Raw genomic sequence first — 25729 nt, 5'->3', positions numbered from 1 at the left:
TTCTTCTGGATCAGCTGAGTGGCGGCCAACGGGCGACCGAACTGCTGGCGATCCAGCGTGTATTGGCGAGCGGTGTGCCAGCAGAACTCGGCAGCGCCCAGTGCGCCCCAGGAGATGCCGTAGCGTGCAGAGTTGAGGCAGGTGAACGGGCCTTTCAAACCGCGCACGTCCGGGAAGATGTTCTCTTCCGGCACGAACACGTTGTCCATGACGATCTCACCGGTGATCGACGCACGCAGGCCGACCTTGCCGTGTATCGCCGGAGCGCTCAGGCCTTTCCAGCCCTTTTCCAGGACGAAGCCACGGATGTCGCCGGCATCGTCCTTACCCCAGACCACGAACACGTCGGCGATCGGGCTGTTAGTGATCCACATTTTCGCGCCGCTCAGGCTGTAGCCGCCTTCGACTTTGCGTGCCCGAGTGATCATCGCGCCTGGGTCGGAGCCGTGGTTGGGCTCGGTCAGGCCGAAGCAGCCGATCCATTCGCCGGACGCCAGTTTCGGCAAGTATTTCTGTTTCTGTGCTTCGGTTCCGAATTCGTTGATCGGCACCATCACCAGGGAAGACTGCACGCTCATCATCGAACGGTAGCCGGAGTCGACACGCTCCACTTCGCGAGCAATCAGGCCGTAGCTCACGTAGTTGAGGCCGCTGCCACCGTATTGCTCAGGGATGGTCGCACCCAACAGGCCGACTTCGCCCATTTCGCGGAAGATCGCCGGATCAGTCTTCTCATGACGGAAAGCTTCAAGAACACGCGGCGCGAGCTTCTGCTGAGCGAACTGCTCGGCGGTGTCGCGGATCATGCGCTCCTCTTCAGTAAGCTGTTGATCCAGCAGCAGGGGATCGATCCAGTTGAAGCTAGCTTTACCGCCCATGAGTGTGTCCTCGCAAATCGGTGAATTAACGTGGCAATGATCCTAGGCGCGGTTCGCCGTCGCGGCAAACGAGGATTTCGCATTCTGTTGTGCTAATTTCTCACTCCGAAACGTCGCGAAATGCCTTTTATGCGGCGCATTAGTGAGGTTGAAGTACATGCGCAGGAAGATTCCCAGCACCACCGCCCTGATCAGTTTTGAAGCCGCCGCACGTCACGAGAGCTTCACCCGCGCGGCGGAAGAACTTTCCCTCACGCAAAGCGCCATTTGCCGACAGATTGCCAGCCTTGAGGAGTTCCTCAGCGTGGAACTGTTCCGACGCTCGCGGCGGGGCGTGAAACTGACCGAGGCGGGACTTTCCTACAGCCGCCGAGTCGCGACGCAACTCGATGCGGTTGAGCGCGACACCCTCTCAGTGATGGGCCAGCAAGGCACCAACGTAATCGAACTGGCGGTAGTGCCGACTTTCGGCACGCAATGGTTGCTCCCGCGCCTCAAAGACTTTCAGCTCAGGCACCCGGAGGTTACGGTCAACCTGACCAACCGCACCCGGCCCTTTCTGTTTGCCGATACCGAATTCGATGCTGCGATCTACTTTGGCGATGCCGACTGGTCGGGTACCGAATCCCACAGGCTGATGGGAGAAAATCCGATGCCGGTGTGCAGCCCCGCCCTACTCGACAACAAGACGCTTCTGACAGCCGATGAGATTGCCGATCTGCCGCTTTTGCAACAGACCACTCGCCCTTATGCCTGGCGCCAATGGTTCAACTCGCAACAGCTGAATATCCCCCGCGACATGACAGGCCCGCGCTACGAGCTATTCTCCATGCTCGCCCAGGCCGCCATGCACGACATGGGCATTGCGCTGATTCCGCCGTTCCTGATTCAGCGCGAGCTGGCCGAGAAGCGCTTGGTGATTGCCAACCCGCAGGCACTCTCCAGCATCAAGGCCTATTACCTGATGATTCCCGAGCGAAAAGTCGAATCGGCGTCGTTAAAGGCATTTCGTGACTGGTTGGTGAATCAGGCGCAGAGCTACAGCCTAGAAGGATAAAGGCTTACAGCGATAACTAACCCCGTAGTCAGGAAAATAGAAGCCCTACAGATATAACTATTTGTCGCAATTTCACTGACTGTACCCAAAAGTCGTACAGACGTCCCACAAGCGCCTGACCACGTGGCTTTGAGCCTTAATCAACGACTCATTACTACCTATTCACGCCACCGATAAGAAATTTTTCGATATTCAGCCAGAATCCTTGCAGGGCACGGCCTGTAAGGGATTCGACCGGCCACGTGCGACATTCGGTCACGGCATGACTTGTAGTTAATTTTCCGTCACCCGTCATAATCCCTTGAAGGGCATAAAGTTCGCCTGCAAAATGCCGCGCCCCGCCCTGATTTGGCGGGATCGTGCTGATCGGCCGCCCCAGTCGCACCATCCGTAGTGCATGGGTTTACTCAATAAGATCACGCAGGAGATTTGACGTGCACATTGGTGTTCCTCTCGAAACCCAGACCGGTGAAACACGGGTTGCTGCAACCCCGGAAACCATTAAAAAGCTGATCAGCCAAGGTCATAAGGTCACTGTGCAAACCGGCGCCGGCGTTAAAGCCAGTGTTGTCGACAGTGCCTATGAAGCGGCAGGCGCAACCATTGGCAGTGCCAATGACGCGTTTGGCGCCGAGCTGATTCTCAAAGTGGTCGCCCCCAGCGATGCCGAACTGACGCTGATCAAGCGCGGTACGGTGCTGGTGGGCATGCTCAACCCGTTCAACAACGAAATCATCGCGAAGATGGCCGAGTGCGGCATTACCGCATTCGCCCTCGAAGCGGCGCCGCGCACCTCGCGCGCGCAGAGCCTCGATGTGTTGTCGTCACAGGCGAACATTGCCGGCTATAAGGCTGTGTTGCTGGCCGCTCACCACTATCCACGTTTCATGCCGATGTTGATGACCGCTGCGGGCACCGTGAAAGCGGCGCGCGTGCTGATTCTCGGTGCTGGCGTGGCCGGGTTGCAGGCGATTGCTACGGCGAAACGTCTGGGTGCTGTGATCGAAGCGTCTGACGTACGTCCGGCGGTTAAGGAACAGATTGAGTCCCTCGGCGCCAAGTTTGTCGACGTCCCTTACGAGACCGATGAAGAGCGTGAATGCGCCGTCGGTGTCGGCGGTTACGCGCGGCCAATGCCAGCGAGCTGGATGCAGCGTCAAGCGCAGGCTGTGCACGAGCGCGCGAAACAGGCTGACATCGTCATCACTACCGCGCTGATTCCGGGCCGCAAGGCGCCGACGCTGTTGAGCGCGGAGACTGTGGCGCAGATGAAACCGGGCTCGGTGGTTATCGACCTCGCCGCCGCTCAGGGTGGCAACTGCCCGCTGACCGTGGCCGATCAGGTCGTCGTCGAGAATGGCGTGACCATTTGCGGCCCGACCAATCTGGCCGGCGACGTCGCTGCAGACGCTTCGGCGCTGTACGCGCGCAACCTGCTGGACTTCCTCAAGCTGGTTTTCATCAAAGAAGGCCAGTTCGACGTCAACCTCGAAGACGACATCGTCGCCGCGTGCCTGATGTGCCGCGACGGCCAAGTCATCCGCAAAAACGCCTAAGCAGGGATTCAGACGATGGAAGAGCTTATCTCCCCCGGTATCTACAACCTGATCATCTTCGTGCTGGCGATTTATGTCGGTTACCACGTGGTCTGGAACGTTACACCTGCGCTGCACACGCCTTTGATGGCGGTGACCAACGCGATCTCAGCGATCGTGATTGTCGGCGCCATGCTGGCGGCCGCACTGACCGTCACGCCGCTGGGCAAAACCATGGGCACCCTCGCGGTGGCACTGGCGGCGGTCAACGTGTTTGGTGGCTTCCTGGTCACCCGTCGCATGCTTGAGATGTTCAAGAAGAAAGCCCCGAAAGTAAAAGAAGAGGCGCCGAAGTAATGAGCATGAATCTCGTCACGACGCTCTACCTGATCGCGTCGATCTGCTTCATCCAGGCCCTCAAAGGCCTGTCGCACCCGACAACTTCGCGGCGCGGCAACCTGTTCGGCATGCTCGGCATGGCGTTGGCGATCCTCACCACCGTCGGCCTCATCTATAAGTTGGGCGCTGAGCTCGCGACCGCCGGTATCGGTTACGTGATCGTTGGCCTTTTGGTCGGCGGCACCGCCGGTTCGATCATGGCCAAACGCGTTGAAATGACCAAGATGCCGGAACTGGTCGCCTTCATGCACAGCATGATCGGCCTCGCGGCAGTGTTCATCGCTATCGCTGCGGTGGTTGAGCCGCAATCGCTGGGCATCGTTAAACAGTTGGGCGACTCGATCCCGACGGGCAACCGTCTGGAGCTGTTCCTCGGTGCAGCCATCGGTGCGATCACCTTTTCCGGTTCGGTGATTGCGTTTGGCAAACTGTCGGGCAAGTACAAGTTCCGTCTGTTTCAGGGCGCACCGGTACAGTTTACCGGTCAGCATAAGCTGAACGCAGTGCTGGGCTTGGCGACACTGGCTCTCGGCCTGACCTTCATGTTCACCGGCAACCTCACCGCGTTCGCGCTGATGCTGGCGCTGGCGTTCGTGATGGGCGTGCTGATCATCATCCCGATTGGCGGTGCCGACATGCCGGTCGTGGTGTCGATGCTCAACAGCTATTCGGGCTGGGCAGCGGCAGGTATCGGCTTCTCGCTGAACAACTCGATGCTGATCATTGCCGGTTCCTTGGTGGGTTCGAGTGGCGCGATCCTCTCGTACATCATGTGCAAGGCGATGAACCGTTCCTTCTTTAATGTACTGCTCGGCGGTTTCGGCAACACGGCGGATGCTGGCCCGGCCGGTGCAAAAGAAGCTCGTCCGGTGAAATCCGGTTCGGCTGACGACGCGACCTTCCTGCTGACCAACGCCGACACCGTGATCATCGTGCCCGGCTACGGTCTGGCAGTGGCACGTGCGCAACATGCACTGAAAGAGCTGACCGAGAAGCTGACTCACCGTGGCGTGACCGTGAAGTACGCGATCCACCCGGTTGCCGGCCGTATGCCGGGGCACATGAACGTTCTGCTCGCCGAGGCCGAAGTGCCTTATGATCAGGTGTTCGAGATGGAAGACATCAACTCCGAGTTCGGCCAGGCCGACGTGGTGCTGGTGCTCGGCGCAAACGACGTGGTCAACCCGGCCGCGAAGAATGATCCGAAGTCGCCGATTGCCGGCATGCCGATTCTCGAAGCGTTCAAGGCCAAGACCATCATCGTCAACAAGCGCTCGATGGCCAGCGGCTACGCCGGTCTGGACAACGAACTGTTCTACCTGGACAAGACCATGATGGTGTTCGGCGACGCGAAGAAAGTCATCGAAGACATGGTCAAAGCGGTCGAGTAATTTCCCGCTGCAATACCGAACGCCCCGACTTGTCGGGGCGTTTTTGTTTGCACAAACAGTCGGACAATATGCCGCGTTGTTGCAGATCCGGTAACGGTGTTTTACTTGAAACCCGCTAAATAGACGCCTCGTTTGCGACCTTGGTAGCGGGACAGGCGCCCGTCAAATTCACTAGACTGCGCATCCTGCTACTCGTTGCCCGAGATAATAATCCATGTACCGTGACCGTATTCGCCTGCCTTCGTTGTTGGATAAAGTGATGAGCGCTGCCGACGCCGCCGCTCTGATTGAAGACGGCATGACCGTCGGCATGAGCGGTTTCACCCGTGCCGGCGAAGCCAAAGCCGTCCCTCACGCATTGGCCGAGCGCGCCAAGGTCACGCCGCTGAAGATCAGCCTGATGACCGGCGCAAGCCTGGGCAACGACCTCGACAAGCAATTGACCGAAGCCGGCGTACTGTCGCGGCGCATGCCGTTCCAGGTCGACAGCACTTTGCGCAAGGCGATCAACGCCGGCCAGGTGATGTTCATCGACCAGCATTTGTCGGAAACCGTTGAGCAACTGCGCAACCAACAACTGAAGCTGCCGGACATCGCGGTCATCGAAGCCGTGGCCATCACTGAACAAGGCCATATCGTGCCGACCACTTCGGTGGGCAACTCGGCGAGCTTCGCGATTTTTGCCAAACAGGTGATCGTCGAGATCAACCTGGCGCACAACGCCAACCTCGAAGGCCTGCACGACATCTATATCCCGACCTACCGCCCGACGCGCACGCCGATCCCGCTGGTAAAAGTCGAAGACCGTATTGGCAGCACGGCGATTCCGATTCCGCCGGAGAAGATTGTCGCCATCGTTATTACCCAGCAGGCGGATTCGCCGTCCACCGTGTCGACCCCGGATGTCGATACCAACGCGATCGCCGAGCACCTGATCACTTTCTTCAAACAAGAAGTCGACGCCGGGCGCATGACCAACAAGCTTGGCCCGCTGCAGGCGGGGATCGGCAACATCGCCAACGCGGTGATGTGTGGCCTGATCGATTCGCCGTTCGAAGACCTGACCATGTACTCCGAAGTGCTGCAGGATTCGACCTTCGACCTGATCGACGCCGGCAAGCTAAGCTTTGCTTCGGGCAGCTCGATCACTTTGTCGGAGCGCCGCAACAGCGACGTGTTCGGCAATCTGGAGAAGTACAAGGACAAACTGGTGCTGCGTCCGCAGGAGATTTCCAACCACCCGGAGGTGGTGCGTCGCCTGGGCATCATCGGCATCAACACGGCGCTGGAGTTCGACATCTACGGCAACGTCAATTCCACGCACGTCTGCGGTACGCGGATGATGAACGGCATTGGCGGTTCGGGCGACTTCGCGCGCAACGCGCATCTGGCGGTGTTCGTGACCAAATCGATCGCCAAGGGTGGGGCTATTTCCAGCGTGGTGCCGATGGTTAGCCACGTCGACCACACCGAGCACGATGTCGACATTCTAGTGACCGAAGTCGGTCTGGCCGACCTGCGCGGCCTTGCGCCACGTGAACGCGCACGGGTGATCATCGACAATTGTGTGCACCCGGACTTCCGTGAGGCGCTGAATGACTACTTCACGGCGGCCTGTGCCATCGGTGGCCACACCCCGCACATCTTGCGTGAAGCCTTGAGCTGGCACATGAACCTGGAAGAAACCGGGCGCATGCTTGCGGTCTGATTCACACAGATAAACCGCTGACGCAAACACAGTTTGCGCCAGCGGAATCTCGCAAGCCTCCAAGCTGACAAAAACTGTACTGCTGTACCGGTCTTTTCCTACAGTATTTCCCTACGATTTTGATCAAATTGTGCATATTCGCACCAACTTAGTGCCGATAGGTACAGTTTGCTCGATTTTGACCCGTACACCCCCTATAAACAGTTAACTGGTCACTCACAATACAGTTGAACTGTATCTAGAGAGACTTGGCAAACGAGAGGATCATGGGCACCAGTCAAACCACTACCTGATCCCGCCACAAGCGGAAGGATGTCAACCATGGAACGTACACTCAGTTCCGAACTGTTCTTCGAAGACAAAGCTGTAAACACCCAGGCTTCCCTGCCTCTGCGCGTTATCGCCAACCTGATGTTGTGGCAGCGCCGCATCTCCAGCCGCCACCAACTGGCTCGTCTGGATTCGCGTCTGCTGGCTGACGCCGGTATCAGCGAAGCACAACGCTACGAAGAGCTGAGCAAGCCGTTCTGGCGCTAAGTAGCGTCGCTGGCTCTGGTCGTTAGACCCACCGCCAGCAACCCGAATTGAACAAACAAGACCCGTCGTGGGAAACCACGACGGGTTTTGTCGTTTTGGGGCGGGGGAAATCCCGGTACACCTGCTGATACAGCATACAGGTACAGTTTTATTTAATCGGTATCTGAACCAGTACAATTTTGCTCGAGTGTATCTGCAACTTCGTCTGTAACAGGCTCAACATGACCTTCCGCCTTCACCGGTAAAAGGAATACGCCATGAAAGACTTACAGGATGTTTCAGAAACTTCGAGCCTGCCGGCTCGTCCCAACGCTCTACGGCGCTTGTTTCGCGGCTGGTGGAAGTCCCTGGAGCGCGCCAGAACGCGGCGCCTGCTGTTTCAACTCGACAGTCGAGATCTAGCCGATTTAGGCCTCAGCCACGCCGATCGCCTGAATGAACTGGATAAACCCTTCTGGCGCTAGCATTCTGCCCACTGTCCGAACCTCGCCAGCAGGCCTAATATCCACGCAGAACGTGGCGAATGCTGTGTCACTGGCGTCTGACTCCTCAGATACCGAGCCACCTCTCTACGGTTTATCCAAAGGAGTTACACCATGTCCCGTCTTCGTCTGCTCAGTGCTGCCGCCCTGCTGGCTGTGGCTGCCAACGCCAGCGCCACCAGCTTCATCGTGACCACCGACGCCGTTGTCGGCGCTCTGAAATCCTCGTCCGACGCTACCTCCGACGTCACCTCGTCGTTCCGTGACGACAAGATCGTTCTTGCCGCCCGTGACGACGCTGCCAGCTTCGTGGCCAGCGAAGGTGAAATCCGTGGCGTGAAACTGGAAAGCGCGCTGGATCACATCCGTCACCAGGTGCCACAGCTGCAAGCCACTGATGCACAACTGGCTCAGGCCATCCTGACGATCTAAGCGCCAGGTACTCATCGGGACACGCCGGTCGTGTCCCGATGTTTCGGCGCTGGCTCTGGCCCGGGCATTGCGCTAGCCTTTGGGCTCACCAAAAATTACCGAGTCCGATGCGCTTTCTTCCAAATCTACTGATTCCCTCCGTATTGTTCACCGCCTGCTGGACGGCGCCGGTCAATGCCTTTGATGCTTTCAACGCGTCGACACAAGGCACCGTCGTCAGTGGTTACGCCACCAGCATGGTGTCTTCCGCGCCTTTCGACCGTAAACTGCTGCTCGCCGCCCATGATGACGCGGCCGCATTTGTTGCCAGTGACGGTGAATGGCGAGGTGCTCGTCTGGAATCCGCACTGCATTACCTGCGCAAAACACGGCCGAAACTTCATGTCAGCGACCTTGAACTGGCAGAAGCAATTCTCGTCCAATAGTTATCCTGTACCCCCAGTTATCCTTGCCCTTCCGGAGTCGTTCCATGCGTAGCCCGCTGATTGCTGCCGCCCTTGGCCTGTTTTTGTTGGCCGACATGGCCCAGGCGCACACCCTGGTAGCCACCAGTAACATCATCGTTCGTGCCTCCCAGCGCACTATCGATTTCACCTCCGACACCACTACGTCGATTCGCGATTCGAAAATCATCCGCGAAGCCCACGACGACGCTGCCAGTTTCGTCGCCACTAACGGTGATATCCGTGGCGCGCATCTGGAAGCCGCGCTGAACACCCTGCGCACTCGTGTGCCGGAAGCGCGTGACGCCAGCGATCAGGTTCTCGCCGAAGCCATTCTCGCACTGTGAAGTCACTCGGCACCTGGCTGCTGGCCGGGGCGTTGTTGCTGCTTGGCAACAGCGCCCACGCCGGCCTGCAATTGCGGCTCAAGGCCGACGGTCTTAGCCCCGCCCAACAACAGGCCAGCCAGGCGCTGATCGATGAGGCAATGCAAAAGCTGCCGCCGAGCTTTATCGAGCGGCTGGATCGGCGCATTGATGTCGGCTGGACCGACGACATGCCCCCCAATGCCTACGGCCAGGCCACGCTGGTTTCCGAACTTGACCTGAACCGCAAACTGCTCGCCGGCCTCACCGACGGCAGCGCAGCCAAAGAAAAAACCAATCGCCCTCACGGCACGGTTCGGCAAGAATTGCTCGCCACGGTGCTGCACGAAATTACCCATATCTATGACCGTGCCCGCTTATGGCCGGATGCCGAGCGCACGCTGATCCAGCGCTGCACGCGCCGCTTCGACAGCGCCGGGCTGATCGGCATTCCCGATGAGTGTCGTGGCCAGAACGGGCGTCGCTTCACCCTCAGCGATGATCCGCGCCTGCTCGACCTCGCCGGTTGGCAACAATACGTCGGTCGTCGCGGTGAACGTGAACAACACAACCGCCAGATCGCCCGCAGCCCGGACCTGTACGAAATCTCCAGCCCGAAGGAGTTCGTCGCGGTCAACATGGAGTATTTCCTCCTCGACCCGAGCTACGCCTGCCGCCGTCCGGCGCTGTATCGCTATTACCAGCAACACTTTGGCTGGGCGCCGCCGGCCAAGGACACTTGCAGCAAGACCTTCTCCTTCCTCAATGCTGGCAACGACTTCGCCAAACAGCCATTGGGGCAAGTTGATCCTGAACGGGTGTATGCCGTCGACTATCTGCTGGCTGAGGCCAATCAAAACTGGGTCAGCCGCTGGGGCCACAGCATGTTGCGTCTGGTGATCTGCGCACCGGGCCGCCCGCGCGGGCCGGATTGCCGGCTCGATCTGGACCAGCATCTGGTGTTGTCCTACCGGGCGTTCGTTGGCGATGTACAGCTGTCGAGCTGGGATGGACTGGTCGGCAAATACCCGTCACGGCTGTTCGTACTGCCGCTGGCGCAAGTGATCGACGAATACACCAAGACCGAATTGCGCAGCCTCGCTTCCGTGCCGATCAACCTTTCACGGGAAGAGATCGAAGGCGTGGTCGAACACGCTGCCGAGATGCACTGGAGCTACGACGGCAATTACTTCTTCCTCTCCAACAACTGTGCGGTGGAAGGGCTGAAGCTGTTGCGCAGCGGCAGCAACAACTCGCAGTTTGTGGGTCTGGACAGCATCATGCCCAACGGCTTGCTGGAAGTGATGAAGGGCCGTGGTCTGGCGGACACCAGCGTGCTGGATGATCCGAAAGAAGCGCTACGTCTGGGTTATCGCTTCGACTCATTCCGTGACCGCTATCAGGCGATGTTCGATGTGCTGAAGAAGCAATTGCCGATCAAGCAGAACACCGTTGAGGAATGGCTTTCGCTGACAGCCGAAGAACGCCGTGAGTGGTTCGAACGCGCCGACCTGCGCACCAGCGCCGCCCTGCTGCTGTTGGAGCAGGCCAGCTATCGACGCCAGTTGTTGCTGGCTCAGGATGAGGTCAAGCAGCGCTACCTGGGCGCTCGTGAACTGGAAAACGGCGGCATGGACAAGGCCAATGCGACCTTGCAGGAGATTCTCGCCAACAGTGGCTTCCTCAGCCGTCCGGCAGAATTGCTCGACGCCAAGGGATACGGATTACCGCAGCCGACCGAGTTCACTCGACTGGAAGCGGAAAGCAGTCAGCGGCAGAAGAAGCTGCTGGCACTGTCCGGCGATCTCGACGCCGAAGTGCGCAAGTTGCTGGAGCCCAAGCGGGCTGCCGAGATTGCGGCCAGTGAGGAGAATGTGAAGCAGATCGGCGCGCATCTGCGCAGACTGCACAAGGCCTCCGGCGGACTGGAGCTGCCCTGAAAAAAGACCGCAGCCATTGGCTGCGGTTTTTTTATTGCCTGCCGATCAATACAAAACGCCATCGAGAATTTCATAGACGATCCCGGTGCCCACCGCGATCAGCACGATGTCGCCCCCAGCGCGGCGCCATTCATAACCCGGATACACCGGCAAACGACCCAACGCGCGATTATCCAGACGCTCGCCGTAATAGCCGTGCGGCAATGGTCGCCCACGCTCCAGATGAATGCCCGGAGGCGGCGGCGCACCGCGCACAAAGTAGCCATGATTGTCACGAATGGTCTGGCGTACAGGCCCGAAGTCATGAGGCGGCGGCCCACCATGGTGATCATTCTGTGGGCCACGGTGGTCGTCACCGTGATTGTCGCCATGGTTATCATAGTGGCCTTGTTGTGGGCCGCCGTGGTCGTGATCGTCGCGCGGATCAGCGCTTGCCAGCAGCGGAGTCGCACTGATCAACAGCACGCCCAATCCGGCCATCAGACGTTTCGGCATTTTCATCGGGTCTTTCCTCACGGCACAAACAGCAAAAAGGGCTTCAGAACGACGTTCTGAAGCCCTCGGTCTTGTTCATTTAGTCTGTGCCGCAAGGCGCTAATTCCTCTGTATCAGGAACTTTACCTTCAGCTGACGCGGGCCTTACGCACGCCTTCGGAGAGTGCCGAGCACAGGCTCAGTACACCGTCGATGGCCTGGGCTGGCGTCGTTGCATTGGCGATGTGATCGATCAACGCCGAGCCCACCACAACACCATCAGCCAGACGTGCGATGGCCGCTGCTTGCTCCGGGGTACGGATGCCGAAACCGATGCTGATCGGCAGATCGGTATGACGACGCAGACGGGTCACCGCCTCTTCGACATGCTCCAGTGTTGCGGCGCCAGCACCGGTCACACCGGCCACCGACACGTAGTAAACGAAACCGGAACTGCCATTGAGTACCTTCGGCAGGCGCGCATCGTCGGTGGTCGGCGTGGTCAGACGGATAAAGTCCAGACCGGCAGCCTGCGCCGGGTCGCACAGCTCGGCGTTGTGCTCAGGTGGCATGTCGACCACGATCAGGCCGTCAACGCCGGCCTCTTTCGCGTCAGCGATAAAGCGCTCAACGCCATACATGTGGATCGGGTTGAAGTAGCCCATCAGCACCAGCGGCGTGTCACTGTTGCCTTCGCGGAATTCGCGAACCATTTGCAGGGTTTTCACCAGGTTCTGTTTGGCGCCCAAGGCACGGATGTTCGCCAACTGGATCGCCGGGCCATCGGCCATCGGGTCGGTGAACGGCATGCCCAGCTCGATCACGTCGGCGCCGGCACCCGGCAAACCTTTGAGGATCGCCAGCGAAGTGTCGTAGTCCGGATCACCGGCGGTGACGAAGGTCACCAGCGCGGCACGGTTCTGTTCTTTGAGGTCGGCAAAACGGGTTTGCAGGCGGCTCATCAGTGTTTCTCCTGCTTAGACTGTTCCATGTGATGCATGACGGTCTGCATGTCTTTGTCGCCACGGCCCGACAGGTTGACCACCATCAGGTGATCCTTCGGCAGCTTCGGTGCGCGTTTGAACACTTCAGCCAAGGCGTGGGCGCTTTCCAGGGCAGGAATGATCCCTTCCAGACGGCAGCATTTGTGGAACGCGTCGAGGGCTTCGTCATCGGTCACCGAGGTGTACTGAACACGGCCGATGTCATGCAACCACGCATGTTCCGGGCCGATGCCTGGATAGTCGAGGCCGGCGGAAATCGAGTGGGCGTCGATGATCTGGCCGTCGTCGTCCTGCAGCAGGAAGGTGCGGTTACCGTGCAACACACCCGGAACGCCGCCGTTCAGGCTCGCCGCGTGCTTGCCGGTTTCGATGCCGTAACCCGCCGCTTCAACGCCGATGATTTCAACGCTCTTGTCGTCGAGGAACGGGTGGAACAGGCCCATGGCATTGGAGCCGCCACCGATGCACGCCACCAGGCTGTCCGGTAAACGACCTTCCTGAGCCTGCAACTGATCGCGGGTTTCCTTGCCGATCACGGCCTGGAAGTCGCGAACCATCGCGGGATACGGGTGCGGGCCGGCCACAGTGCCGATCAGGTAGAAGGTGTTGTCGACGTTGGTTACCCAGTCACGCAGCGCTTCGTTCATCGCGTCTTTCAGAGTGCCGGTGCCGGCAACCACTGGAATCACTTCAGCGCCCAGCAATTTCATGCGGAAGACGTTGGCCTGCTGACGTTCAATGTCAGTGGTACCCATGTAGATCACGCAATCCAGACCGAAACGTGCGGCGACGGTGGCAGTGGCCACGCCGTGCATGCCGGCGCCGGTCTCGGCGATGATGCGTTTCTTGCCCATGCGTCGCGCCAGGAGGATCTGACCGATGCAGTTGTTGATCTTGTGCGCGCCGGTGTGGTTCAGCTCTTCGCGCTTGAGATAGATCTTCGCGCCGCCGCAGAACTCAGTCAGGCGTTCAGCGAAATACAGCGGGCTCGGACGTCCGACGTAATCACGCTGGAAGTAGGCCAGTTCTTCTTTGAATGCAGGATCTTCCTTGGCCGCTTCGTATTCGCGGGCCAGATCGAGGATCAACGGCATCAGGGTTTCCGCCACGTAGCGGCCACCAAACGAGCCGAACAGGCCGTTATCGTCCGGGCCGTTACGCAGATCAGAGGTGTTCGAAGTCTGGGTCATGGGTCGCTCCAGGTGAATTCGGGTCAAAAGACAATGACGACCACTCTACCTCTGACCTTCTAAGCTGAAAACCGATAAGATCGCCACAACCTGTCAGGAAAACTCACAGATACCATGAGCCACGACCTTCCCCCGTTGAACGCCTTGCGTGCATTCGAAGCCACCGCCCGGTTGAACAGCGTCAGTCAGGCTGCCGAACAGCTGCACGTCACCCATGGTGCGGTCAGTCGGCAGTTGAAAGTGCTGGAAGAGCACCTTGGCGTCAGCTTGTTCGTCAAGGAAGGGCGCGGCTTGAAACTCACAGATGCCGGCGTGCGCTTGCGCGATGCCAGCGGGGAGGCGTTTGATCGCTTGCGCAATGTTTGTGCCGAGCTCACACAAAGTACTGCCGATGCCCCGTTTGTACTCGGCTGCTCCGGAAGCTTGTTGGCGCGCTGGTTCATTCCGCGTTTGGGTAGGTTGAATGCCGATCTGCCGGATTTGCGCTTGCACCTGTCGGCGGGCGAAGGCGATCTCGATCCCCGTCGTCCGGGACTGGATGCCCTGTTGCTGTTCGCCGAGCCGCCATGGCCAACGGACATGCAGGTTTACGAACTGGCCGCAGAACGCATCGGCCCGGTCATGAGCCCACTGTTCAGCGGTTATCAACGTCTGCAAGCCGCTCGTGCCTCGGCGCTGCTCAATGAGCCGTTGCTGCACACCACTTCGCGCCCGCAAGCCTGGCCGAGTTGGGCGCAGCAGAACGCACTCGACGCAAAAGCGTTGAAGCTGGGGCAAAGTTTCGAGCATTTGTATTATTTGCTGGAGGCCGCGGTCGCGGGTCTTGGCGTGGCAATCGCGCCGGAACCGCTGGTGGCTGAAGATTTGAAGGCCGGTCGCCTGGTTGCGCCGTGGGGTTTCTGTGAAACCCCGGCGCAACTGGCGTTGTGGCTACCCAAGCGCGCCGCAGACGGGCGCGCCCGGCAACTGGCGCAGTGGCTCAAGAACGAGCTGCGCCAGAGCGATCACTCGCCGCGCTTGAACAGCAAGTAAGCGGCCAGCAGACCGATCGCACCGACCGCAACACCGGCGGTCGTCCACGGATGTTCCTGCGCGTAATCACGGGTGGCGATTCCGGTTTCGCGGGTTTTCACTTTGACTTCTTCATAGGCATCGCTGAGCAGGTGGCGCGAATGTTTCAGCGCGCTTTCAGCATTGCTTTTCAGCGCCTTGAGGGTCTTGCGCGACTCGTCCGAAGCGTCGTCCTTCAAGCTTTCCAACGATTTGAGCAGACTCTCGATCTCGGCTTCCATGCTTTGCAACGAGGCTTTACGTAAAGAGGTGTTGGCCATGGTGGCTCTCCTGCATTGGTGATGAGTGGCGTGTGTTGGTTGGGACTTCAGCGGTTTGAGAAAGTGCAGAAAATCTGAACTTCGCTTGCGCGCCGCCACCGAAATCAACAGTGCAGATTCACTGCTAGTCTCAATTCCACACGCCAAGGAGATCGCCATGAGTGACCATCACACGTACAAGAAAGTCGAGCTGGTCGGTTCGTCCGCCAGCAGCATCGAAGACGCTATCAACAACGCGCTGGCCGAAGCCAACAAGAGCATCAAGCATCTTGAGTGGTTTGAAGTGGTTGACACCCGTGGCCACATCAAGGACGGCAAGGCTGCGCACTTTCAAGTGACGCTGAAAGTCGGCTTCCGCATTGCCAGCAGCTGAGTTTGGTCTAGTCTTCTGAACTTGCGCGCTGGCCGAGTGCCATAGGAATGGCAAAGCGCTACAGGGTGAGTGCATCGGGTGAAACCTCGATGCCCGCCTCTTTTAATCCGACCAGGGAGTGCGACCGATGAAGAAGTTCATGTTGGCAGTAGGTTTGTTGAGCCTTGCGGGTGGTGCGTTTGCTGCCGGTAAGCCTTGTGAAGATCTGAAAAGCGAGATTGCGGCGAAGCTGGATGCCAAGGGCGTTTCCGGGTATTCGCTGGAGATTGTCGATAAGGGTGCAGATGCAGGCGCCAAGGTCGTTGGCACCTGCGAAGCTGGCTCCAAGGAAATCGTCTACAAGCGCGGTTGATTGCGCCTGAAATACAAAAGCCGACGTGAAGGCGTCGGCTTTTTTGTGTCCGGGATTTGAGATTTTTGTGGATTTGAAATCGAACCCCCTCACCCCGGTCAGTCCCCTCTCCCTCCGGGAGAGGGCTAGGGTGAGGGTGCCTTTCGGCTTTTCAGCCCTTCATCACCTGCGCCAGCAAGTCGTACGAATGCACACGATCAGCGTGTTCATACAAATCGCTGGTAAAAATCAGCTCATCCGCCTGCGTCTGCTCAACCAGCACCTCCAGCTTCGCGCGAATCTTCTGCGGACTGCCGACCATCGCCAGCCCAAGGAAATCCCCCACCGCCTCACGCTCATGCGGCAACCACAAGCCATCCATGGTTTTCACCGGCGGACGCTGCACCAGGCTTTGCCCACGCATCAACGCGAGAATGCGCTGGTACACCGAGGTCGCCAGGTAATCGGCTTGTTCATCGGTATCCGCCGCCACCAACGGCACACCGAGCATCACATACGGCTTGTCGAGCACCGCCGACGGCTTGAAGTGATTGCGATAAATGCGGATCGCCTCGTGCATGAAACGCGGTGCGAAATGCGAGGCGAAGGCGTAAGGCAACCCACGCTCACCGGCCAGTTGCGCACTGAACAGGCTGGAACCGAGCAGCCAGATCGGCACGTTGGTGCCGGTGCCCGGCATGGCAATCACGCGCTGATCCGGGGTACGCGGGCCGAGGTAGCGCACCAGTTCGGCGACGTCCTCGGGGAAATCATCAGCGCTACCAGAGCGCTCACGGCGCAAGGCACGGGCGGTCATCTGATCGGAACCCGGCGCACGGCCCAGGCCGAGGTCGATCCGGCCCGGATACAGACTTTCGAGGGTGCCGAACTGCTCGGCAATCACCAGCGGCGCATGATTGGGCAGCATCACACCGCCGGAGCCGACACGAATGGTCGACGTACCGCCAGCCAGATAACCGAGCAGCACAGACGTCGCCGAGCTGGCGATGCCGTCCATGTTGTGGTGTTCCGCCACCCAGAACCGCGTGTAGCCGAATTTTTCGACGTGCTGCGCCAGATCCAGCGAATTGCGCAGCGACTGCGCCGGGCTGCCATTCTCGCGCACCGGTACCAGATCGAGGGTGGAAAATTTTACGTCGGACAGTTGTTTCATAAACCTGCGTCTCCGAGTGAGGAGGCAGGCTTTTCTTGCGAACGAAAACCTGCCAAATCCATAAGCGTGTTTTGTGCAATGAGGGCATATACCCGAGTTTCAATAGCAGTGATGAAATTTCCTACTAAAAAAGTCAACGATTCAGCCGGGCTGAACTTTGTTCCGGCGTCTATCCTCAGAAGCCTTGCAAGTAAGAACCACGACGGCGCGGCGTTTCCGCGCCAGATATTGAGGAGGCAGACATGGCTATCGTGAAGAAAGCATCCGCGCATTGGGCAGGCGATCTGAAAACCGGTATCGGCTCGATCTCCACCGAAACCGGTGTCCTCAGAGAGGCGCCTTACGGCTTCAAGGCCCGCTTTGAAGGCGGCAAAGGCACCAATCCGGAAGAACTGATCGGCGCGGCGCACGCCGGCTGTTTCTCCATGGCGTTTTCGATGATTCTGGGCGATGCGGGCCTCAAGGCCGACAGCATCGACACTCAGGCTGAAGTGACCCTTGACCAGGTGGACGGTGGGTTCGCGATCACCGCGGTGAAGCTGATCCTGAAGGCGAAAATCCCGGGGGCGACTCAGGCGCAGTTCGAAGAACTGAGCAACAAGGCCAAGGAAGGGTGCCCGGTGTCGAAAGTGCTGAATGCGAAGATTACGCTTGAGGCTTCACTGATTTCTTAAGGTTCGAATCAGGCGTTGGCTTTGCCGACGCCTTCGCGAGCAAGCTCGCTCCCACAATGAACGGGTCTAGCCAGGACCAATGTGGGAGCGAGCTTGCTCGCGAAGGCGATTTCACAATCAACCCGGAGCTTGAAATCGAAAACACAACTTGTGAGCGAAGTCAGAACCCTCGCTGTAAAAATGTGGTCGAATAAATGACAGCAGCTTCAGCGCACGCCCGTGCGCGCTGCCTCAGGGAGCTTCACTCATGAAACGTATTGGCTTGGCGATCCTTTGCAGTGCACTGGCCACCTCTGTAATTGCGGCGCCCAAAGACTGCGAGGAACTGAAGAAAGAAATCGAAGTGAAGATTCAGGCCAAAGCCGTGCCCTCCTACACGCTGGAAATCGTCAGCAAGAAAGAGGCTGCAAAACACGATATCGCCATGGTTGTCGGCACTTGCGATTATGGCCGCAAGAAAATCATCTATCAGAAGAACGACAGCTGAGTCGCCTCAGATAATGCAGTTGTAGTCATAATCCTCGGCGACGATTTCGCGCTTGGCGTTGTAGAGCCGGGCACTCGGGGTGAACGCCAGCGAACGGCCCTCCAGCGTGTAACGCTGGCCGGCCTCGAAATGGTCGTAGCGGATGTACAGGTAACACAACCGCTCTACCGGGCCGTTCATCAAGCTGCCGCCAACGCCAAACACTTCGAAATCGAAGCGCACGCGCAATTCGTGACTGCCGGGGGTGACCTGAAAGTAGCGCCCGTCATTCAGTCGTTGTTTGTCGAGGCGCTCGGCCATCAGGACTTTGCCGCCCGGTGTCGGCGTCGAAAAATCGACCCAGGCCATGTGCGGATCGACCGGAGGAAGTGGCGTCTGGCATCCGGCCACGAGACTGGCAACGAGCAACAACAGCAAATGGCGCATGATGGATATCCACAGATCTGAATATTCAGCATAGCGCCGATCAGCTGCTCTGACAGCCTGCCGGCGTGCCTTGGCCTACCACTTTGCGCTGCTCGTCATAGAGCTTGGCCCATGGCCGGAAACCGATACTGCCAGCCTGCAACTGATAACGCTGGCCGGCATTGAAGTCCTTGAATTTCACGCTCAATTGGCAATCGCGCCACAGCGGCTCTGCATCGGGACCGATGTTGGTCGCCTCTACCGGGAATTGATAACGCACTTTCAGCTCATGACTGCCGGGCTGTACTTCGAAGTAGCGTTTGTCAGTGGTCATCTGAGTATCGACTTGCAGCGCTTGCAGCGCCGTGTCTTGCTGCCGGGCATCGAGGTCGATCCAGGCTTGCGAGGGATCAGGATCAGGCATTCCGAAATTGGCACAACCGGCCAACGTCAGCAGGCCTCCTGACAGCATCAACATGCGCATAGCGGTGCTCCTTAAGGCGGGATAGTCTTGCGGGCAGACTCTCCGGGGGATTTCTTATTTTGATCAGGCCGTTTCCAAGCCTTGGGTTACTTGATCGCGTTTTTCGGGTTTTGTTTCCGGGTGTGTTGTTTTTGTTGCTCAACGGTTGCGCCAGCGTCAGCTATTACGCTCAGTTGGCCAGCGGTCAGTTGCAATTGCTGCGGGCGCGCGAGCCAGTGGAAAAGGTGATCAACGACCCGAGCCGCGACGCGACACTGCGCACACATCTGGCGCAATCGCAGAAGGCCCGCGCCTTCGCCAGCGAGCATCTGCACCTGCCGGATAACCAGAGTTATCGTCTTTACGCCGATATCCATCGCCCGTATGTGGTGTGGAATGTGTTCGCCACTCAGGAGTTCTCCCTGACGCCGCAGAACCATTGCTTCCCGATTGCCGGGTGTGTGGCCTATCGCGGCTACTACAGCCAGAGCGCGGCTCGTGGCGAGGCGGCAATTCAGCGCTTGCAGGGCATGGACGTTTCGATTGGCGGCGTTGAGGCCTATTCGACGCTGGGCTGGTTCAACGACCCAATCCTTAATTCGATGATGGGCTGGGGTGATGAGCGCCTGGCCACGCTGATCTTCCATGAACTGGCGCATCAGCGTTTCTATGTAAAGGATGACACCGAGTTCAACGAGTCTTTTGCCACGTTTGTCGAGCAGGAGGGTACGCGGCAGTGGCGGGCGTTTCGGCGGTTACCGGCGGATACCGATTCACGGCTGAAGCAGCGCGATCAGTTTATTGAGTTGGTGCTCGATACCCGCTCACGGCTGGAAAAGCTCTACGCGCAGTCAATGCCGGTTGAGCAAATGCGCGAGCGCAAAGCAGCCGAGTTCGAACAGTTTCGCCGGGATTATCGGGTGATAAGGGACAGCCAGTGGGCCGGGGATAAGCGTTATGACGCTTGGGTGAATGCGCCGCTGAACAATGCGCGGCTGTTGCCGTTTGGGCTGTATGACCAATGGGTGCCGGCGTTTACGGCGTTATTCAAAAAGGTCGGGGGGGATTGGGGGAGGTTTTATGCGGAGGTTGAGCGGTTGGGTGGGTTGCCGGCGGCTGAGCGTAAGGCGGCACTGAAAGCGTTGGCAGATGATGAGATATCAGTGGCTGATCTGGCCTCATCGCTGGCAAGCCAGCTCCCACAGGGACAGCGGTGAGCCTGAGCACATCGCTCACCCGTGGGAGCTGGCTTGCCAGCGAAGGCGTACTGATCAGCGCTGCAAAAACGCCTGATGCAACTCGTCCAGTGTTTCAAAGTGATAAGCAGGTGCTTCGGCATTCAACTCTTCAAAACTGCCAAACCCATAACCAACCGCCGCCGCATCCAGGCCATTACTGCGCGCGCCGATCAGGTCGTGCTTACGGTCGCCGATCATCAGCGTATTCGCCGGGTCCAGCCCTTCTTCAGCCATCAAGTGAGCAATCAGCTCAACCTTGTTGGTCCGGGTGCCATCCAGCTCACTGCCGTAGATCACCTTGAAGTGCCGTGCAAAGTCGAAGTGACGGGCAATCTCGCGGGCAAATTCCCATGGTTTCGAAGTGGCGATATAAAGCTGTCGGCCTTGGCCACTGAGGGTTTCCAGCAACGGCGTAACGCCGTCGAACACGCGGTTTTCATACAGGCCCGTGACTTTGAAGCGCTCACGATAGAAATTCACCGCCTGCCACGCCTTGGCCTCGTCAAACTCATAGAACTGCATAAATGCCTGCAGCAGTGGCGGGCCGATGAAGTGTTCGAGTTTGGTCAGATCCGGCTCGTCAATACCGAGCTTGGCGAGGGCAAACTGAATGGAACGGGTGATGCCCTCACGCGGGTCGGTCAGGGTGCCATCGAGGTCGAACAGTACAGTCTTGTAATGCATGAGTATTCCTGAGCAGTCGCGAATTCGATTCAGATTTGGTCGTAGCCTTCGGCCAGATGCAGATCCTTGAGCTTCACGTAGTTGGCGGCGCTGTAGGTGAAGAAGGCTTTTTCCTTGTCGGTGAGCGGACGGACCTGTTTCACCGGGCTGCCGACATAAAGGAAGCCACTTTGCAGACGCTTGCCCGGTGGCACCAGGCTGCCGGCGCCGATGATCACATCGTCCTCGACTACCGCGCCGTCCATGACGATGCTGCCCATGCCGATCAACACGCGGCTGCCAACGCTGCAGCCGTGCAGCATGACTTTGTGGGCGATGGTCACATCATCGCCGATCAGCAGCGGGAAGCCGTCAGGGTTGAACGGGCCGGCGTGGGTGATGTGCAGCACGCAGCCGTCCTGGACGCTGGTGCGCGCACCGATGCGGATGCGGTGCATGTCGCCACGGATCACGGTCAGCGGCCAGACCGAGCTGTCTTCACCGATTTCGACGTCGCCGATAACCACCGCCGAGCCGTCGACAAAAGCGCCTTTGCTCAAGCGCGGGGTGTGATTCTGGTACTTGCGAACGGACACGATAATTTCTCTCTCTGTCGCCGATAGCTGCGGATGATGCCGATTGTAATTAAGATGGGGCAATGTTTCCCCAGCCAAGGTGCCAACCGTGAGCGTGAACAACCCTCTGCTGCAGTCCTATGACCTGCCACCGTTCTCCACGATCCGTGCCGAACACGTCCTGCCCGCCATCGAAACGATCCTGGCCGACAACCGCGCCGCCATTGCCGAAATCCTCAAGACCCAAGTCAAGAACCCGACCTGGGCCGGCCTGGTTCTGGCGATGGACGAACTCAATGACCGCCTCGGCGCTGCCTGGAGCCCGGTCAGCCACCTCAATGCCGTTTGCAACAGCGCCGAACTGCGTGAAGCCTACGAGTCCTGCCTGCCAGCCCTGAGCGCCTACTCCACTGAGATGGGCCAGAACCGCGAACTGTTCCAGGCTTATGAAGCCCTGGCCAACAGCCCGGAAGCCGCCGGCTTCGACGTGGCGCAAAAGACTATTCTGGAACACGCCCTGCGTGACTTCCGTCTGTCGGGTATCGATCTGCCGGAAGCCGAGCAGAAACGCTACGCCGAAGTGCAAAGCAAACTGTCCGAGCTGGGCAGCCGTTTCTCCAACCAACTACTCGACGCTACGCAGGCGTGGACCAAGCACGTCAGCGACGAAACCGCCCTTGCCGGCCTGACCGATTCGGCCAAGGCGCAGATGGCGGCCGCCGCACAGGCCAAAGGCCTCGATGGCTGGCTGATCACCCTGGAATTCCCGAGCTACTACGCGGTGATGACCTACGCGCAAGACCGTGCGTTGCGTGAAGAAGTCTACGCCGCCTACTGCACCCGCGCCTCGGATCAAGGCCCGAACGCCGGCCAGAACGACAACGGCCCGGTGATGGAAGAGATCCTCGACCTGCGTCAGGAACTGGCCAAGCTGTTGGGCTTCGCCAGCTTCTCCGAGCTGAGCCTGGCCACGAAAATGGCTGAATCCAGCGATCAGGTACTGAGCTTCCTGCGCGATCTGGCCAAGCGCAGCAAACCGTTCGCCGCGCAGGATCTGCAACAGCTGCGCGCTTACGCCGCCGAACAGGGCTGCGCCGATCTGCAAAGCTGGGACAGCGGTTTCTACGGCGAAAAACTTCGCGAACAACGCTACAGCGTTGCTCAGGAAACCCTGCGTGCGTACTTCCCGATCGATAAAGTACTGGGCGGTCTGTTCGCCATCGTTCAGCGCCTGTACGGCATCGAAATCGCCGAACAGAAAGGCTTCGACACCTGGCACCCGGACGTGCGCCTGTTCGAGATCAAGGAAAACGGCCAGCACGTCGGCCGCTTCTTCTTCGACCTCTACGCCCGCGCCAACAAGCGTGGCGGTGCGTGGATGGACGGCGCCCGTGACCGCCGCCGCACTGTCGACGGCGTGCTGCAAAGCCCGGTGGCCAATCTGGTGTGCAACTTCACCCCGGCCGACAGCGGCAAGCCTGCGCTGCTGACCCACGATGAAGTGACCACGCTGTTCCACGAATTCGGTCATGGCCTGCATCACCTGCTGACCCGCGTTGATCACGCCGGTGTTTCCGGCATCAACGGCGTGGCGTGGGATGCGGTCGAGCTGCCGAGCCAGTTCATGGAAAACTGGTGCTGGGAGCCGGAAGGCCTCGCGCTGATTTCCGGTCACTACGAAAGCGGCGAGCCGTTGCCACAGGATCTGCTGGAAAAAATGCTCGCGGCGAAAAACTTCCAGTCCGGCCTGATGATGGTCCGTCAGCTCGAGTTCTCGCTGTTCGACTTCGAACTGCACGCCACCCACGGTGACGGCCGCAGTCCGTTGCAAGTGCTCGAAGGCGTGCGTGACGAGGTGTCGGTGATGCGTCCGCCGGCCTACAACCGCTTCCCGAACAGTTTCGCGCACATTTTCGCCGGCGGTTACGCGGCGGGTTACTACAGCTACAAGTGGGCTGAAGTGCTCTCGGCCGATGCCTTCTCGAAGTTTGAAGAAGACGGCGTGCTCAACGCTGAAACCGGTCGCGCCTTCCGCGAAGCGATTCTGGCGCGCGGCGGTTCGCAGGCACCGATGGTGCTGTTCGTCGACTTCCGTGGCCGTGAACCGTCGATTGACGCACTGTTGCGCCACAGCGGCCTGAGTGAGGACGCGGCAGCATGAGTGAGGGGCCTGTGATTACCAAAAAACGCTTTATCGCCGGGGCGGTCTGCCCGGCGTGCAGCGAGCCGGACAAATTGATGATGTGGAATGAAGACAGCGTGCCGCACCGTGAATGCGTGGCTTGCGGTTACTCCGACACGCTCAACGAGCAAGGGCTGTCGGTGCCGAAAGAGCTGGGCACGCGGGTCAACACCAGCGCGCTGAACAAACCTGCGCCGGACAAGTCCGTGCAGGCGGTGCAGTTCTTCCCGAATCCGAAGCTGAAGAAAAAGTCCGAAGACTGAGTCGCTGCTGAACACCTTCCACGACGCAATGTCGTGGAAGGTCGCGACTACTTCAGATTGACCGACTGAAACCAGCTTTTCATCGAGCAGGTAGCGAACGCGCTGGTGCTGCAATCACCATTGGCCAGCGCCGTGCGCAGCTTGTCGACATCGGCCTGCATCACGTAGCGCACGCTGTCGCGAAAGTGCCCACTCTCACCAAATCCGCCCTGGGTCATCTCGCTCAAGGCATCTTCCTTGCTCCAGCCCTGCACCACCACCCGATACATCGCCGCCATCAGGCCGGTGCGATCGGAACCGTGTTTGCAATGCATCAGCACTGGACCGTTGGCTTCGGCAGACTGAATAGCCCGCAGGGTCTTGAGCACATCGGCGTCGTCAACGTGGTTGGTGCGATACGGCAGTTGCACTTGATTGATGCCAGGCTCGGACAACCAGTTGCTATCGGTTTCCGGGAGGAAGTTGATCACCGTGGCGACTTTGAGATTTTTCAGCAACGGCACTGCGCCGCCATCCGGCAACGCGCTGCGGTAGAGCGTCGGCGACATCTGGAACAGGTTGTATTGCACTTCGACCGGTTGCGCCCATTCAGTCGGGCGAACCGTCGATGCATGGGCCGGCATCCAGGGCAAAAGCGCTACAAGCGATAAACACAAAGCAGGGAAAAAACGCACTCGGGACATGCTGGGGTAACCGTGTCGGGGTTCATCGGTGTTAGGAAACGCAGCTTCGGCGTTGCGCGGTCAAAGCCCTGTGAGGCGCCTGTCAAAGAATCGTGAATCGGCACGGTTTCATTCATCGCTACTCAGAAAACCGGTGTTTTTTTCTGATGAATCGGTTCATCCAGAAGCTTAGCCTGCTACCATTTGTCACACGATGTTGCAGACGCGTCCCCCTTTTCCGGGTCAGACCGAATCCGTCTCGACGATAAATCCTCAAGCCGTTCGCAGAAACGGCTACCCCTGATGCCTGATGAGGTGCACTCCATGTCTGATGAAAGTCGAGACAACCCACGGCGTGAGTTTTTGCGCAAATCCCTGACCCTGATCCCGGTGGTCACCCTGGCCGGTACCGGTCTGGGCAGCAGCGTGCTGCAAGCAGCGCCCGAAGCCACACCCGCTGCATCCGCGCCGCACCCGGTCCGCGCTGATGCCGGTGTTTACCAACCGAACTACTTCACCGCCGAAGAATGGGCGTTCATCAATGCTGCCGTCGCGCAGTTGATCCCCAACGATGCCCAAGGCCCGGGCGCCCTCGAAGCCGGGGTACCGGAATACATCGATCGCCAGATGAACACGCCGTACGCCGCCGGTGCCTTGTGGTACATGCAAGGCCCGTTCAACGCCGACGCTGCTCCGGAAATGGGCTGGCAGAGCAAACTGGTGCCCAAAGAGATCTATCGCCTCGGCATCGCCGCCACGGACCAGTGGGCAAAATCCCTCAACGGTAAAGTATTTGCTGACCAAGACAGCGCTACCCGAGACGATCTGCTCAAGCAACTTGAAGCCGGCAAACCTCAGTTTGACGCGGTTCCGGCGAAGATTTTCTTCAACCTGCTGCTGCAAAACACCAAGGAAGGGTTCTTCTGCGACCCGATCCATGGCGGCAACAAAGGCATGGTCGGCTGGACCATGATCGGCTTCCCCGGCGCCCGCGCCGATTTCATGGATTGGGTGGAACGCAACGAGCAATACCCCTTCCCGGCAGTGTCGATTCGCGGCGAGAGGGCGTAAGC

General features: G+C 59.0%; 31 protein-coding genes (1 of these 31 only partly in view). 20 read left to right on the top strand and 11 right to left on the bottom strand.

Annotated features, from left to right (window positions below; genetic code table 11):
- On the bottom strand, window positions 1–878 hold the 5' portion of the coding sequence (locus ACZ0A4_RS24740) for an acyl-CoA dehydrogenase (RefSeq protein ID WP_463576671.1). It extends 304 nt beyond the left edge of the window; the window shows 878 of its 1182 coding nt (coding positions 1–878); the start codon lies at window positions 876–878; its stop codon lies off the left edge, out of view.
- A gap of 157 nt (window positions 879–1035) precedes the next feature.
- On the opposite strand from ACZ0A4_RS24740, the gene ACZ0A4_RS24735 reads away from it, so the two are divergent.
- From ACZ0A4_RS24735 to ACZ0A4_RS24685, 11 genes are all read left to right on the top strand, one after another.
- Entirely contained in the window at window positions 1036–1935 is a 900-nt protein-coding gene (locus tag ACZ0A4_RS24735) for a LysR family transcriptional regulator (RefSeq protein ID WP_463576670.1), read from the top strand.
- Window positions 1936–2369: 434 nt separating this feature from the next.
- Window positions 2370–3491 carry a Re/Si-specific NAD(P)(+) transhydrogenase subunit alpha gene (locus tag ACZ0A4_RS24730; protein WP_463576669.1) on the top strand — a complete coding sequence of 374 codons (1122 nt, stop codon included), beginning with the start codon at window positions 2370–2372 and terminating at the stop codon, window positions 3489–3491.
- A gap of 15 nt (window positions 3492–3506) precedes the next feature.
- A complete protein-coding gene (locus ACZ0A4_RS24725; RefSeq protein WP_003187417.1) occupies window positions 3507–3827 on the top strand; it encodes an NAD(P) transhydrogenase subunit alpha part 2 in 321 nt (106 codons plus the stop codon).
- Entirely contained in the window at window positions 3827–5260 is a 1434-nt protein-coding gene (locus ACZ0A4_RS24720; RefSeq protein WP_053116415.1) for an NAD(P)(+) transhydrogenase (Re/Si-specific) subunit beta, read from the top strand. The genes ACZ0A4_RS24725 and ACZ0A4_RS24720 overlap by 1 nt, the downstream gene beginning before the upstream one ends.
- 214 nt (window positions 5261–5474) lie before the next feature.
- A complete protein-coding gene (locus ACZ0A4_RS24715) occupies window positions 5475–6968 on the top strand; it encodes an acetyl-CoA hydrolase/transferase family protein (protein ID WP_463576668.1) in 1494 nt (497 codons plus the stop codon).
- A 321-nt stretch (window positions 6969–7289) separates the two neighbouring features.
- Window positions 7290–7505, top strand: a complete 216-nt coding sequence (locus ACZ0A4_RS24710) for a DUF1127 domain-containing protein (RefSeq protein ID WP_007911656.1) — start codon at window positions 7290–7292, stop codon at window positions 7503–7505.
- Between the two features lie 257 nt (window positions 7506–7762).
- Complete coding sequence (locus tag ACZ0A4_RS24705; RefSeq protein WP_463576667.1) at window positions 7763–7969, top strand: DUF1127 domain-containing protein; 207 nt, start codon at window positions 7763–7765, stop codon at window positions 7967–7969.
- 132 nt (window positions 7970–8101) lie between these two features.
- Entirely contained in the window at window positions 8102–8419 is a 318-nt protein-coding gene (locus tag ACZ0A4_RS24700) for a DUF2388 domain-containing protein (protein WP_463576666.1), read from the top strand.
- A 107-nt stretch (window positions 8420–8526) separates the two neighbouring features.
- Entirely contained in the window at window positions 8527–8844 is a 318-nt protein-coding gene (locus ACZ0A4_RS24695) for a DUF2388 domain-containing protein (protein ID WP_077575231.1), read from the top strand.
- 44 nt (window positions 8845–8888) lie between these two features.
- On the top strand, window positions 8889–9209 hold the full coding sequence (locus ACZ0A4_RS24690; RefSeq protein ID WP_252143421.1) for a DUF2388 domain-containing protein: 321 nt from the start codon (window positions 8889–8891) through the stop codon (window positions 9207–9209).
- A complete protein-coding gene (locus ACZ0A4_RS24685; RefSeq protein WP_463576665.1) occupies window positions 9206–11167 on the top strand; it encodes a DUF7844 domain-containing protein in 1962 nt (653 codons plus the stop codon). The genes ACZ0A4_RS24690 and ACZ0A4_RS24685 overlap by 4 nt, the downstream gene beginning before the upstream one ends.
- 45 nt (window positions 11168–11212) lie before the next feature.
- Here the strand turns inward: ACZ0A4_RS24685 and ACZ0A4_RS24680 are convergent, their stop codons facing one another.
- The 3 genes from ACZ0A4_RS24680 to trpB form a co-directional block, all read right to left on the bottom strand.
- A complete protein-coding gene (locus ACZ0A4_RS24680; RefSeq protein ID WP_463576664.1) occupies window positions 11213–11668 on the bottom strand; it encodes an anti-virulence regulator CigR family protein in 456 nt (151 codons plus the stop codon).
- 122 nt (window positions 11669–11790) lie between these two features.
- Window positions 11791–12603 carry a tryptophan synthase subunit alpha gene (trpA, locus tag ACZ0A4_RS24675; RefSeq protein ID WP_064389768.1) on the bottom strand — a complete coding sequence of 271 codons (813 nt, stop codon included), beginning with the start codon at window positions 12601–12603 and terminating at the stop codon, window positions 11791–11793.
- Window positions 12603–13835 carry a tryptophan synthase subunit beta gene (gene trpB / locus ACZ0A4_RS24670; protein WP_038365117.1) on the bottom strand — a complete coding sequence of 411 codons (1233 nt, stop codon included), beginning with the start codon at window positions 13833–13835 and terminating at the stop codon, window positions 12603–12605. Before trpB ends, trpA begins: the two co-directional genes overlap by 1 nt.
- A gap of 114 nt (window positions 13836–13949) precedes the next feature.
- On the opposite strand from trpB, the gene ACZ0A4_RS24665 reads away from it, so the two are divergent.
- A complete protein-coding gene (locus ACZ0A4_RS24665; protein WP_463576663.1) occupies window positions 13950–14867 on the top strand; it encodes a LysR family transcriptional regulator in 918 nt (305 codons plus the stop codon).
- Here ACZ0A4_RS24665 and ACZ0A4_RS24660 read toward each other — a convergent pair.
- Window positions 14840–15166 (bottom strand): ElaB/YgaM/YqjD family protein, encoded by a 327-nt coding sequence (locus ACZ0A4_RS24660; RefSeq protein WP_007911686.1) that lies wholly within the window; start codon window positions 15164–15166, stop codon window positions 14840–14842. The genes ACZ0A4_RS24665 and ACZ0A4_RS24660 overlap by 28 nt on opposite strands.
- 157 nt (window positions 15167–15323) lie before the next feature.
- On the opposite strand from ACZ0A4_RS24660, the gene ACZ0A4_RS24655 reads away from it, so the two are divergent.
- Complete coding sequence (locus ACZ0A4_RS24655) at window positions 15324–15539, top strand: dodecin (protein ID WP_007911688.1); 216 nt, start codon at window positions 15324–15326, stop codon at window positions 15537–15539.
- Window positions 15540–15666: 127 nt separating this feature from the next.
- A complete protein-coding gene (locus ACZ0A4_RS24650) occupies window positions 15667–15891 on the top strand; it encodes a DUF1161 domain-containing protein (RefSeq protein ID WP_463576662.1) in 225 nt (74 codons plus the stop codon).
- A 151-nt stretch (window positions 15892–16042) separates the two neighbouring features.
- Here the strand turns inward: ACZ0A4_RS24650 and ACZ0A4_RS24645 are convergent, their stop codons facing one another.
- Window positions 16043–17044, bottom strand: coding sequence for an LLM class flavin-dependent oxidoreductase (locus ACZ0A4_RS24645; RefSeq protein ID WP_463576661.1), 1002 nt, complete (start codon window positions 17042–17044; stop codon window positions 16043–16045).
- Between the two features lie 242 nt (window positions 17045–17286).
- Here ACZ0A4_RS24645 and ACZ0A4_RS24640 point away from each other — a divergent pair, with 242 nt between their 5' ends.
- Together ACZ0A4_RS24640 and ACZ0A4_RS24635 are read left to right on the top strand one after the other, a co-directional pair.
- Window positions 17287–17718 carry an OsmC family protein gene (locus tag ACZ0A4_RS24640; protein WP_122842068.1) on the top strand — a complete coding sequence of 144 codons (432 nt, stop codon included), beginning with the start codon at window positions 17287–17289 and terminating at the stop codon, window positions 17716–17718.
- Window positions 17719–17965: 247 nt separating this feature from the next.
- Window positions 17966–18205, top strand: coding sequence for a DUF1161 domain-containing protein (locus ACZ0A4_RS24635; protein WP_093429479.1), 240 nt, complete (start codon window positions 17966–17968; stop codon window positions 18203–18205).
- A 6-nt stretch (window positions 18206–18211) separates the two neighbouring features.
- On the opposite strand, the gene ACZ0A4_RS24630 is transcribed toward ACZ0A4_RS24635, so the two are convergent.
- Window positions 18212–18631, bottom strand: coding sequence for a PA0061/PA0062 family lipoprotein (locus ACZ0A4_RS24630; protein WP_463576660.1), 420 nt, complete (start codon window positions 18629–18631; stop codon window positions 18212–18214).
- A 40-nt stretch (window positions 18632–18671) separates the two neighbouring features.
- Complete coding sequence (locus ACZ0A4_RS24625; RefSeq protein WP_463576659.1) at window positions 18672–19094, bottom strand: PA0061/PA0062 family lipoprotein; 423 nt, start codon at window positions 19092–19094, stop codon at window positions 18672–18674.
- A gap of 59 nt (window positions 19095–19153) precedes the next feature.
- On the opposite strand from ACZ0A4_RS24625, the gene ACZ0A4_RS24620 reads away from it, so the two are divergent.
- Complete coding sequence (locus tag ACZ0A4_RS24620) at window positions 19154–20290, top strand: aminopeptidase (protein WP_463576658.1); 1137 nt, start codon at window positions 19154–19156, stop codon at window positions 20288–20290.
- Between the two features lie 54 nt (window positions 20291–20344).
- On the opposite strand, the gene ACZ0A4_RS24615 is transcribed toward ACZ0A4_RS24620, so the two are convergent.
- Together ACZ0A4_RS24615 and ACZ0A4_RS24610 are read right to left on the bottom strand one after the other, a co-directional pair.
- On the bottom strand, window positions 20345–20995 hold the full coding sequence (locus ACZ0A4_RS24615) for an HAD family hydrolase (protein ID WP_463576657.1): 651 nt from the start codon (window positions 20993–20995) through the stop codon (window positions 20345–20347).
- Between the two features lie 29 nt (window positions 20996–21024).
- A complete protein-coding gene (locus tag ACZ0A4_RS24610; RefSeq protein WP_463576656.1) occupies window positions 21025–21570 on the bottom strand; it encodes a gamma carbonic anhydrase family protein in 546 nt (181 codons plus the stop codon).
- Between the two features lie 88 nt (window positions 21571–21658).
- Here ACZ0A4_RS24610 and prlC point away from each other — a divergent pair, with 88 nt between their 5' ends.
- Window positions 21659–23710 (top strand): oligopeptidase A, encoded by a 2052-nt coding sequence (gene prlC, locus ACZ0A4_RS24605; protein ID WP_463576655.1) that lies wholly within the window; start codon window positions 21659–21661, stop codon window positions 23708–23710.
- Window positions 23707–23994 (top strand): YheV family putative zinc ribbon protein, encoded by a 288-nt coding sequence (locus ACZ0A4_RS24600; protein WP_463576654.1) that lies wholly within the window; start codon window positions 23707–23709, stop codon window positions 23992–23994. Before prlC ends, ACZ0A4_RS24600 begins: the two co-directional genes overlap by 4 nt.
- A 47-nt stretch (window positions 23995–24041) precedes the next feature.
- On the opposite strand, the gene ACZ0A4_RS24595 is transcribed toward ACZ0A4_RS24600, so the two are convergent.
- Window positions 24042–24677, bottom strand: coding sequence for a dual specificity protein phosphatase family protein (locus ACZ0A4_RS24595; protein WP_463576653.1), 636 nt, complete (start codon window positions 24675–24677; stop codon window positions 24042–24044).
- A 303-nt stretch (window positions 24678–24980) separates the two neighbouring features.
- Between ACZ0A4_RS24595 and ACZ0A4_RS24590 the strand changes: the two genes are divergently transcribed.
- The gene (locus tag ACZ0A4_RS24590; RefSeq protein WP_463576652.1) at window positions 24981–25727 is read left to right on the top strand and encodes a gluconate 2-dehydrogenase subunit 3 family protein; all 747 of its coding nucleotides are present in this window, start codon (window positions 24981–24983) and stop codon (window positions 25725–25727) included.
- Window positions 25728–25729 lie beyond the last annotated feature (2 nt).

The sequence above is a fragment of the Pseudomonas sp. AC172 genome, assembly GCF_979258595.1.
This window is presented reverse-complemented; position numbering and strand designations above follow the sequence as displayed.

What these genes read in the sequence shown, in the direction of transcription:
- ACZ0A4_RS24600 (WP_463576654.1), top strand. Translation starts at nt 23,707, where the DNA reads ATGAGTGAGGGGCCTGTGATTACCAAAAAACGCTTTATCGCCGGGGCG.
- ACZ0A4_RS24630 (WP_463576660.1), bottom strand. Translation starts at nt 18,631, where the DNA reads ATGCGCCATTTGCTGTTGTTGCTCGTTGCCAGTCTCGTGGCCGGATGC.
- ACZ0A4_RS24635 (WP_093429479.1), top strand. Translation starts at nt 17,966, where the DNA reads ATGAAACGTATTGGCTTGGCGATCCTTTGCAGTGCACTGGCCACCTCT.
- trpB (WP_038365117.1), bottom strand. Translation starts at nt 13,835, where the DNA reads ATGACCCAGACTTCGAACACCTCTGATCTGCGTAACGGCCCGGACGAT.
- ACZ0A4_RS24725 (WP_003187417.1), top strand. Translation starts at nt 3,507, where the DNA reads ATGGAAGAGCTTATCTCCCCCGGTATCTACAACCTGATCATCTTCGTG.
- ACZ0A4_RS24715 (WP_463576668.1), top strand. Translation starts at nt 5,475, where the DNA reads ATGTACCGTGACCGTATTCGCCTGCCTTCGTTGTTGGATAAAGTGATG.
- ACZ0A4_RS24700 (WP_463576666.1), top strand. Translation starts at nt 8,102, where the DNA reads ATGTCCCGTCTTCGTCTGCTCAGTGCTGCCGCCCTGCTGGCTGTGGCT.
- ACZ0A4_RS24710 (WP_007911656.1), top strand. Translation starts at nt 7,290, where the DNA reads ATGGAACGTACACTCAGTTCCGAACTGTTCTTCGAAGACAAAGCTGTA.
- trpA (WP_064389768.1), bottom strand. Translation starts at nt 12,603, where the DNA reads ATGAGCCGCCTGCAAACCCGTTTTGCCGACCTCAAAGAACAGAACCGT.
- ACZ0A4_RS24645 (WP_463576661.1), bottom strand. Translation starts at nt 17,044, where the DNA reads ATGAAACAACTGTCCGACGTAAAATTTTCCACCCTCGATCTGGTACCG.
- ACZ0A4_RS24705 (WP_463576667.1), top strand. Translation starts at nt 7,763, where the DNA reads ATGAAAGACTTACAGGATGTTTCAGAAACTTCGAGCCTGCCGGCTCGT.
- ACZ0A4_RS24680 (WP_463576664.1), bottom strand. Translation starts at nt 11,668, where the DNA reads ATGAAAATGCCGAAACGTCTGATGGCCGGATTGGGCGTGCTGTTGATC.
- ACZ0A4_RS24625 (WP_463576659.1), bottom strand. Translation starts at nt 19,094, where the DNA reads ATGCGCATGTTGATGCTGTCAGGAGGCCTGCTGACGTTGGCCGGTTGT.
- ACZ0A4_RS24655 (WP_007911688.1), top strand. Translation starts at nt 15,324, where the DNA reads ATGAGTGACCATCACACGTACAAGAAAGTCGAGCTGGTCGGTTCGTCC.
- ACZ0A4_RS24590 (WP_463576652.1), top strand. Translation starts at nt 24,981, where the DNA reads ATGTCTGATGAAAGTCGAGACAACCCACGGCGTGAGTTTTTGCGCAAA.
- ACZ0A4_RS24735 (WP_463576670.1), top strand. Translation starts at nt 1,036, where the DNA reads ATGCGCAGGAAGATTCCCAGCACCACCGCCCTGATCAGTTTTGAAGCC.
- ACZ0A4_RS24650 (WP_463576662.1), top strand. Translation starts at nt 15,667, where the DNA reads ATGAAGAAGTTCATGTTGGCAGTAGGTTTGTTGAGCCTTGCGGGTGGT.
- ACZ0A4_RS24690 (WP_252143421.1), top strand. Translation starts at nt 8,889, where the DNA reads ATGCGTAGCCCGCTGATTGCTGCCGCCCTTGGCCTGTTTTTGTTGGCC.
- ACZ0A4_RS24640 (WP_122842068.1), top strand. Translation starts at nt 17,287, where the DNA reads ATGGCTATCGTGAAGAAAGCATCCGCGCATTGGGCAGGCGATCTGAAA.
- ACZ0A4_RS24720 (WP_053116415.1), top strand. Translation starts at nt 3,827, where the DNA reads ATGAGCATGAATCTCGTCACGACGCTCTACCTGATCGCGTCGATCTGC.
- ACZ0A4_RS24595 (WP_463576653.1), bottom strand. Translation starts at nt 24,677, where the DNA reads ATGTCCCGAGTGCGTTTTTTCCCTGCTTTGTGTTTATCGCTTGTAGCG.
- ACZ0A4_RS24615 (WP_463576657.1), bottom strand. Translation starts at nt 20,995, where the DNA reads ATGCATTACAAGACTGTACTGTTCGACCTCGATGGCACCCTGACCGAC.
- ACZ0A4_RS24660 (WP_007911686.1), bottom strand. Translation starts at nt 15,166, where the DNA reads ATGGCCAACACCTCTTTACGTAAAGCCTCGTTGCAAAGCATGGAAGCC.
- ACZ0A4_RS24695 (WP_077575231.1), top strand. Translation starts at nt 8,527, where the DNA reads ATGCGCTTTCTTCCAAATCTACTGATTCCCTCCGTATTGTTCACCGCC.
- ACZ0A4_RS24665 (WP_463576663.1), top strand. Translation starts at nt 13,950, where the DNA reads ATGAGCCACGACCTTCCCCCGTTGAACGCCTTGCGTGCATTCGAAGCC.